This is a genomic window from Moorena bouillonii PNG, from assembly GCF_001942495.1.
GTDB lineage: Bacteria > Cyanobacteriota > Cyanobacteriia > Cyanobacteriales > Coleofasciculaceae > Moorena > Moorena bouillonii.
This window is the reverse complement of sequence record NZ_MKZS01000001.1, coordinates 2,632,720-2,639,413: the sequence shown is the minus strand read 5'-3', so window position 1 is coordinate 2,639,413 and position 6,694 is coordinate 2,632,720. Positions and strand designations below refer to the sequence as shown.

Here is a 6,694-nt window from a genome sequence, read left to right as displayed (position 1 = left end):
CCTTTGGCAGTTGAACAATTTAACACTGATTGGCAACAAGTCTTTGGTGATCAATTATCTTTTGAAACTTAATGTGACCTGAGTTTTGGATATAGCAATTCTACGACTTGTGAGGTACAAATTTCTGGTTTTTAGGGAGCAGGGAGCAGGGAGCAGGAAGCAGGGAGCAGGGAGCAGGGAGCAGGGAGCAGGGAGCAGGGAGCAGGGAAGTCGGAAGTGGGAAGAGGTAAAAAATAATGTGTACCTCATGAGTCCTAGAAACGCTATAATAAAACAGGCAGATAGAGTGACAATACATAAATGGAAGCTAGAGGCATTCAAGGGTGAAGCATATCATGTTCAATTGATAGTAAATTTTTCTTCCAACAATAACTTATCTGACTTGATTTCATCCTTGAAATCAGGTAGTAGCAGGATTTTTATGGTAAGCATTCAGCTATCAACTATCAGCGATTAGCGCTACGCCCACGCTACGGGAACAGCTTTTAACTGTAAGCATTCAGCCGTCAGTGGTCAGCCGTCAGCTTTGTGGCACAGGCTTCTAGCCTCTAACGTAAAAGAGATTAAACAAATCCTTACCTCTTTTATTCAAAACGGTTTGCTCCTCAAGTAGCGTGGCCATTCGCGTAGCGTGGCCTTTGGCCTTGGCCATTGGCTGATAGCTGATACGCGACACGCTGAATGCTTACTTTTAACTTATGCGCTACGCCCACGCTACGGGAACAGGCAAAGGCCAACGGCTGACCACTGACCACTGACCACTGACGGCTGACAGCTGACAGCTGACCGCTGAATACTTAGATTAATTTCAATAACAGAATAAAGAATCGCGAGTATCAACACCAGTTATAGTATTAGTACCAGAAGCATTTTCGCATAGCTCCCGGTCTTGGTTATAATCCAAAATTGCAAAGGTGAAGTCAGCGCCAGTAATATCTGCACCATCAAATTTAGATTTCAATATCATTGCATATTCAAACACTGCATCGGTTAAATCTGCTCCCTTAAAGCTACATACATTAATGAATGCATCGCTAAAATTGGCTCCATGTAGATTAGCATTCGTGAAATCAACTTTGGTAATGTTGGCACCTATAAACTTAAAGTTGCTCAAGTTGGCTGACTGTAAATTGACATTGCTAAAAACCTTGTAACTAAGGTCTTTATCGGAGAAATCTTGAGCGGTTAGATCCTTGTTTTCATAGTCAGCGTTAATGGTGGCAGCGCTTTGGGCTTGGGCTGGCAGAGGCAAGACTAATATAGTTAGTGCTAGTAGAAAGGCTGCCAGGTGTAGAAAGTACTTACCGTACTTCATGAATTGCTCTAATCCTCCTTGTGATTAAAATTTGCTGACAAGGGTAACTATAGCACTTATCATAGTCATGAGGTACAAAATTCTCGGCTTTAGGGAGCAGGGAGCAGGGAGCAGGAAGCAGGTAAGATGGAAGAGGGAATAGGTAAAAAATCTATAAGAAACGCTATATAGGGAGCAGGTCAATTTTGTAAGAAAACTTGAACTACAAACGCTTGAACTAAAGTGTTTTCGGGGCTTCAGTAGCAGTTATCAGTTATTTTAGTACATTTGTTCTGCGAATTTGACATGCTCCCAACGCTATATATCCTCAAATTACTTCCCTGATAGTTCTAGTGAACAATAGCTCATCCTTAGAAGTCAACTAAAGCGGCATTTCGGGCAGGGTAAACGCATCTAATTTTTTTATCCTATATATAGTGTTTTTAAAATTAAATAAACACTATATGTTGAAAAGCCATTGTCAATAAGCACAATAAGGCCAGGTTTATTGAGAACTACCCCCGCTTACCCAACAAGATGCGTTTACCCTGGCATTTCGGGCTATACTTTGATAAATTTTTTTTGATTTTATTTAAGGTTTACGTTAAAATAGCATACTAAATACTGAAGACCGGTATTTCCAAGGGCCACCCAGAAGTTCCACCCGATAATAATCGAGTAATCGAGCGGAAAGAGCATTGCGTCCAGCAGTGACCAAACGTAAGGTCTGTGGCGGTTCCCGTTCCATAGAACGGTTTCGGGAAACAGCCGATTTACTCAGTGTCATCCAAACCTACCGTGTCCAGGATCCTTCGGCTATGGAGTTTTTCCGACAAGCTCTTGAGGCTACCGTTTCCCCAACGGTTTCTTATCCTTCCCTGATTCCGATGACCTGAATTCTTACGTTTTCAAAATCAGGTGCAAGATCTGAGTTATACTTATTCTGTTGACTACTAGACAATAACAAATAATGAAAAAGATAAATTATGGATTTATAGGAACAGGAATAATTGGTGAAATGCTAATTAATAGATTTGTAGATAGCGGAGTAGCCGATCCCGATCAAATCTATGCATCAAATAGAAGTACTGAAAGATTAAAAAGAATAGTCATATATACAGGAATAAATAAAGGGACAAATCAAGAAGTTATTTCTAATTCTGATTATATTTACCTGTGTGTGAAACCACAGGATTTGCCTGATGTATATCAAGACTTAAACGGAAAGTTGAATGAAAAAACTCTGGTAACTTCTGTCGCATCTATAGAAAGAAATTATTACTATGAAAATTTAGGCAAAATAAAATTAGTTAGAATAATCCCAAGTATAACAAACAAAAGAAAAGGCACAATTCTTTTTGTAGCAGATAAATCTCAAGAATCAGAAAGAGTTTATTTAGATTTGTCACAAATTGCTAATGTCTATTGTGTCCCTGAAGAACATCTTGATGAATATACGCATCTGGCAAGTTGTTCTCCTGCAATAATCTCTGAATTTATCAGAGGATATCTGACATCAATTACAAAAAAAGGAATAAATGAAGAGAAAGGTAGAGAAATAATTTTTGATGCATTATATCAGACTGCTGATTTGTTAAAAGAATTTGGATTTAGAGTAATAGATGATGTTTGTACAAAAGGAGGAATAAGTAGAGTCGGAGTTAATTTTGTTTCTGAAAATTTCCCAATTGAGAGATTATCAGATGAATTACTTGGAAGAATGAAATCAGTCAAATTAGAATGGAGTGGTAAATATGAATTGAATAATCAAAATATTTTAGATATAATTAATGAGAATGGAACACCTCTTTATGTTTATGAAGAAAATGAGATTAAAAGAAACTTTGAACTAATCATAGATTCAATACCTTATGAAAATAAACAGGTACATTATGCCGTTATGTGTAATAGTAATAGCGAGGTATTAAGGAAAATCAGACAATTAGGAGGCTTTGTTCAAATAAATTCTATACACGAACTTGATTTAGTTAAGAAAGTGGGATTCAGTAATGGGGATATTTCTTTTACTTCAACTGGTTTGGATAGTGAAAGTTTAGAGAGATTAGTTCAAGAAGGAGTGCAAGTAAATTTGGATTCAGTTGAAGAGGTTGAGAAATATTGTAAATTGAATGCAGGGGGTAATTTTGGAATTAGAATTAAAATGAAAGAAGATATCGAACTTCCTGAAGGTTATACTAATTCCCCAAAAGATTCAGATGTAGGTATACCTCAAGACTATTTTTCAAGAGTAAAACAAATTGCTCAAGATTATGGATGTAGAATCAATGAAATACACGGATATCTCGCATCTAATATTTTAGATTCAGAACCTTTAATACACTCTTCAAATTATTTGATGGAATGTGCAAAGCAATTTCCAGATTTAGAATATGTAAATTTTGGAAGTGGTTTTGGCGTACCTGGAAGAAAAACTGAATCAAAATTTGATTTTGCTGGAATAGGAGAATACTATTCAAGATTAACAAAAGAATTATCAGACCATCTTGGAAGGGATGTAAAATTAAAAATAGAGCCTGGTAGATCGGTTGTAGCAACGGCAGGAACACTTTATGCCAAAGTAACAAATGTTAAACAATTGACTGGTAAAAAGCAGATATCAATCAATGCAGGGTTCGGAGAATTTCCAAGACCAAGAATATATGGAGCATACCACGAAATTGAGGCTGTTGGTAAAACAGGAGAGACAGAAACTTATGACATAAGAGGCAATACTGTATTGCAATCAGACTTTTTAGGCAAAGAGAGAAAACTACCTCAAGTACAAGAAGGAGATATCCTGGCAATTAGAAATACAGGGGCTTATGGAATAGTAATGGCTTCAGGTTTCCCAGGAAAAGAGTTACCTTCTGAAGTAATGGTTTATTCAGATGGCACATTTAAGAGGATACTTGATTGGGCTGAGTCTGACTCGCTTGCCAGAAGCAGTAGATATGAGTAGGATGTTCTTGACTGAGTGAGTCGAATTTAGTGAAGAAGCAGCTCAACGCCTACAAGCTGAAGGTGCTTCACAGGTACTGCAAGCCATCCTTCATGCTATTAGTGATCTGTCACAGCTGAGTGCAGATTAGGCTGGGCAGATTATTAAAAAGGTCACTAAAGAGCAGAAAGTGAAAAAAGGATCCCTCGTGCGATCGCTCCGTGCTGCACTCACTGGAGATGTTCACGGTCCCGATCTCATTGAATCTTGGGTGATTTTCCATCAGCACGGTAGGGACAAAATCCGCCTACAGCAGGCATTGATTAACACTTCTACTACTTAGGTGATTTACTGATTGTAGGATGTGCATACCCTTCGGGATGCTCCTAAAGCATCCCGAGTTCGGTGTTTTTAACCACTATGGGAATACGTTAGGACATGAGTAGAACTCACCACAGAGTCACAGAGAACACAGAGAGTAATCGAGATGAGCAACAAGCGCTGTTAGAAATTGCTGAGTCTTATCTCCGGGAGTTTGTTGCACCAGTAGCGTCAGAAATTGATGATAATCCAGAAGTATTAAGAGCGGCACTTCAGGGAATGGGTGCTCGCTCTTTATTGGCACTGCAGATTCCTAAGGTTTGGGGAGGTACTGGAGTTAGTGAGCTAACCTTTCGCCACTTCCAGCAGCTCATTCCCCGTTACTCTGGTGCGTTGGCATTTCTGCACACCCAACACCAAAGTGCAGGAGAATTCCTCACCAACACTGACAATGAATCTTTAAAGTGGCAATATCTGCCTTATATGAGCCAAGGACAGGTGTTGCTTGGCATTGGCTTTTCCCATCTGCGACGCCAAGGCAAGTCAATGGTTAAAGCTATTCCTGTAGCAGGTGGGTATCAGATAGAAGGAAAAGTACCTTGGGTAACGGGTTTTGGTTTCTTTCAAGATTTTATTTTGGGTGCAACACTTCCCGATGGTCGGGCAGTTTATGGTATGTTGCCGTTTATTGAAACCATGCAAGAGACTGGGGGAGCAATTACTTTTAGTAAGCCAATGGAATTAGGGGCAATGTCCTCAACCAATACCGTTACGGCAGAGCTTACTCATTGGTTCTTACCTGAAGAGCGTGTTGTCTTCATTAAACCCACTGGTGCAATTCATGAGAACGATCGAAAGAATGTTCTGAATCACGGGTTTGACTGCTTGGGCAATACTAGAGCAGGTCTCGATATCATAGAGGCTGTTTACCAGACTAAACAACTTCCCTTCATCAAGCAAGCATTTGATGCCTTCAACGAAGAACTCAAACGTTGTCAATCAGCAATGATGGCGGCACTAACACCTGATTCTCAGTCTTGCGAAGAACGGCTACAACTCCGCGCTTGGGCAATTAATTTAGCGCAACGTTGTACTGCAGCAGCAGTTACTGTTTCTAGTGGTGCCGCTAATTACCGACATCATGGCGCACAGCGAGTATATCGTGAGGCATTGGTGTTCACAGTCTTAGGTCAAACAAGGGCTGTTATGGAAGCAACTCTTGCTCAGTTGGTGAATTAGGTATTAGGTGTTAGGACACGAGGAGAACTCACTACAAAGCCACAAAGAACACAAAGAAAATCTATACGTCCTAATCTTTCCTAATCTGCCATCTTAGAGGTTGTCTGAGAAGTCTCATTTGCTACATCCAAGCCCCCTAAATCCCCCAATTTTGGGGGACTTTTAGAAGCAAATTGACTCTTATTCCCCCCAAAGTTGGGGGGCTAGGGGGGCAAAATTCAGTATAAAAAAACTTTTCAGATATCCTCTTAGTGCTATAGCGTTTCTCATAGCTATGAGGTACACTAATAAATAGATTAGATAGTTAGTGATACAAATTTCGGATGAAACCTTACTCTCTTGACTTTCGGCAAAAAATTCTAGAAATCCATAAAAAATAAAATTTATCAATCCGAAACTTAGCTCAACGTTTTGGTGTAGCCAAAAGCTTTATTCAAAAATTACTAAAACAACATCGAGAAACCGGAGATATTAAACCCCTCTCTTGGTGCGCATTCCCTAGGTCGGGTTTCCCGACCGGGGTCGCACAGCAACGTCAAGGGGTAAGTCCGCCACGCAAACTTAGGGTCGAGCAATTAATAGATTTGGGAGAAATAATTGAAACAAATAATGATGCTACGTTAGTTGAACTTTGTGATTTACTAGAAATAAAGATCCAAATTCGCGTAAGTCGAGCCACGATGGCAAGACTAATCAAACAACTCGATTATACTTAAAAAAAAACATTATATGCAGCGGAAAAAGAGTCAGAAATAGTCCAAATAAAACGACTAAAGTTTTGGTCAGATATCCGAGATATCCCGGCATAATATTTGATTTTAATAGATGAATCGGGAGTAAATTTAGCAGCGATGCAGCGCGGTCTTGGGGAGGCAGTGCGGTCTTGGGGAGGCAGCGCGGTC

Annotated in this window: 6 protein-coding genes and 2 pseudogenes; 6 read left to right on the top strand and 2 right to left on the bottom strand. The window is 39.6% G+C overall.

Annotated features, from left to right (window positions below; translation table 11 throughout):
- The first annotated feature begins 109 nt into the window (after positions 1–109).
- Positions 110–457, top strand: a complete 348-nt coding sequence (locus tag BJP37_RS10810; protein WP_075898740.1) for a transposase — start codon at positions 110–112, stop codon at positions 455–457.
- 148 nt (positions 458–605) lie between these two features.
- Here BJP37_RS10810 and BJP37_RS38925 read toward each other — a convergent pair whose 3' ends face one another.
- A complete protein-coding gene (locus BJP37_RS38925; RefSeq protein ID WP_158069522.1) occupies positions 606–755 on the bottom strand; it encodes a hypothetical protein in 150 nt (49 codons plus the stop codon).
- Positions 756–808: 53 nt separating this feature from the next.
- A complete protein-coding gene (locus tag BJP37_RS10805; RefSeq protein WP_075898738.1) occupies positions 809–1,315 on the bottom strand; it encodes a pentapeptide repeat-containing protein in 507 nt (168 codons plus the stop codon).
- Between the two features lie 627 nt (positions 1,316–1,942).
- Between BJP37_RS10805 and BJP37_RS36190 the strand changes: the two are divergent.
- From BJP37_RS36190 to BJP37_RS42380, 5 genes and pseudogenes are all read left to right on the top strand, one after another.
- Positions 1,943–2,190 (top strand): annotated as a pseudogene (locus tag BJP37_RS36190) (IS66 family transposase); the annotation flags it as partial.
- A gap of 74 nt (positions 2,191–2,264) precedes the next feature.
- Complete coding sequence (locus BJP37_RS10800) at positions 2,265–4,253, top strand: NAD(P)-binding domain-containing protein (RefSeq protein ID WP_075898736.1); 1,989 nt, start codon at positions 2,265–2,267, stop codon at positions 4,251–4,253.
- Positions 4,254–4,392: 139 nt separating this feature from the next.
- The gene (locus BJP37_RS38920) at positions 4,393–4,575 is read left to right on the top strand and encodes a hypothetical protein (RefSeq protein ID WP_330359494.1); all 183 of its coding nucleotides are present in this window, start codon (positions 4,393–4,395) and stop codon (positions 4,573–4,575) included.
- A 95-nt stretch (positions 4,576–4,670) separates the two neighbouring features.
- Positions 4,671–5,792 carry an acyl-CoA dehydrogenase family protein gene (locus BJP37_RS10795; protein ID WP_075898734.1) on the top strand — a complete coding sequence of 374 codons (1,122 nt, stop codon included), beginning with the start codon at positions 4,671–4,673 and terminating at the stop codon, positions 5,790–5,792.
- Between the two features lie 323 nt (positions 5,793–6,115).
- Positions 6,116–6,598, top strand: a pseudogene (locus tag BJP37_RS42380) (helix-turn-helix domain-containing protein); the annotation flags it as partial.
- Positions 6,599–6,694 lie beyond the last annotated feature (96 nt).

What these genes read in the sequence shown, in the direction of transcription:
- BJP37_RS10805 (WP_075898738.1), bottom strand. Translation starts at nt 1,315, where the DNA reads ATGAAGTACGGTAAGTACTTTCTACACCTGGCAGCCTTTCTACTAGCA.
- BJP37_RS10800 (WP_075898736.1), top strand. Translation starts at nt 2,265, where the DNA reads ATGAAAAAGATAAATTATGGATTTATAGGAACAGGAATAATTGGTGAA.
- BJP37_RS10795 (WP_075898734.1), top strand. Translation starts at nt 4,671, where the DNA reads ATGAGTAGAACTCACCACAGAGTCACAGAGAACACAGAGAGTAATCGA.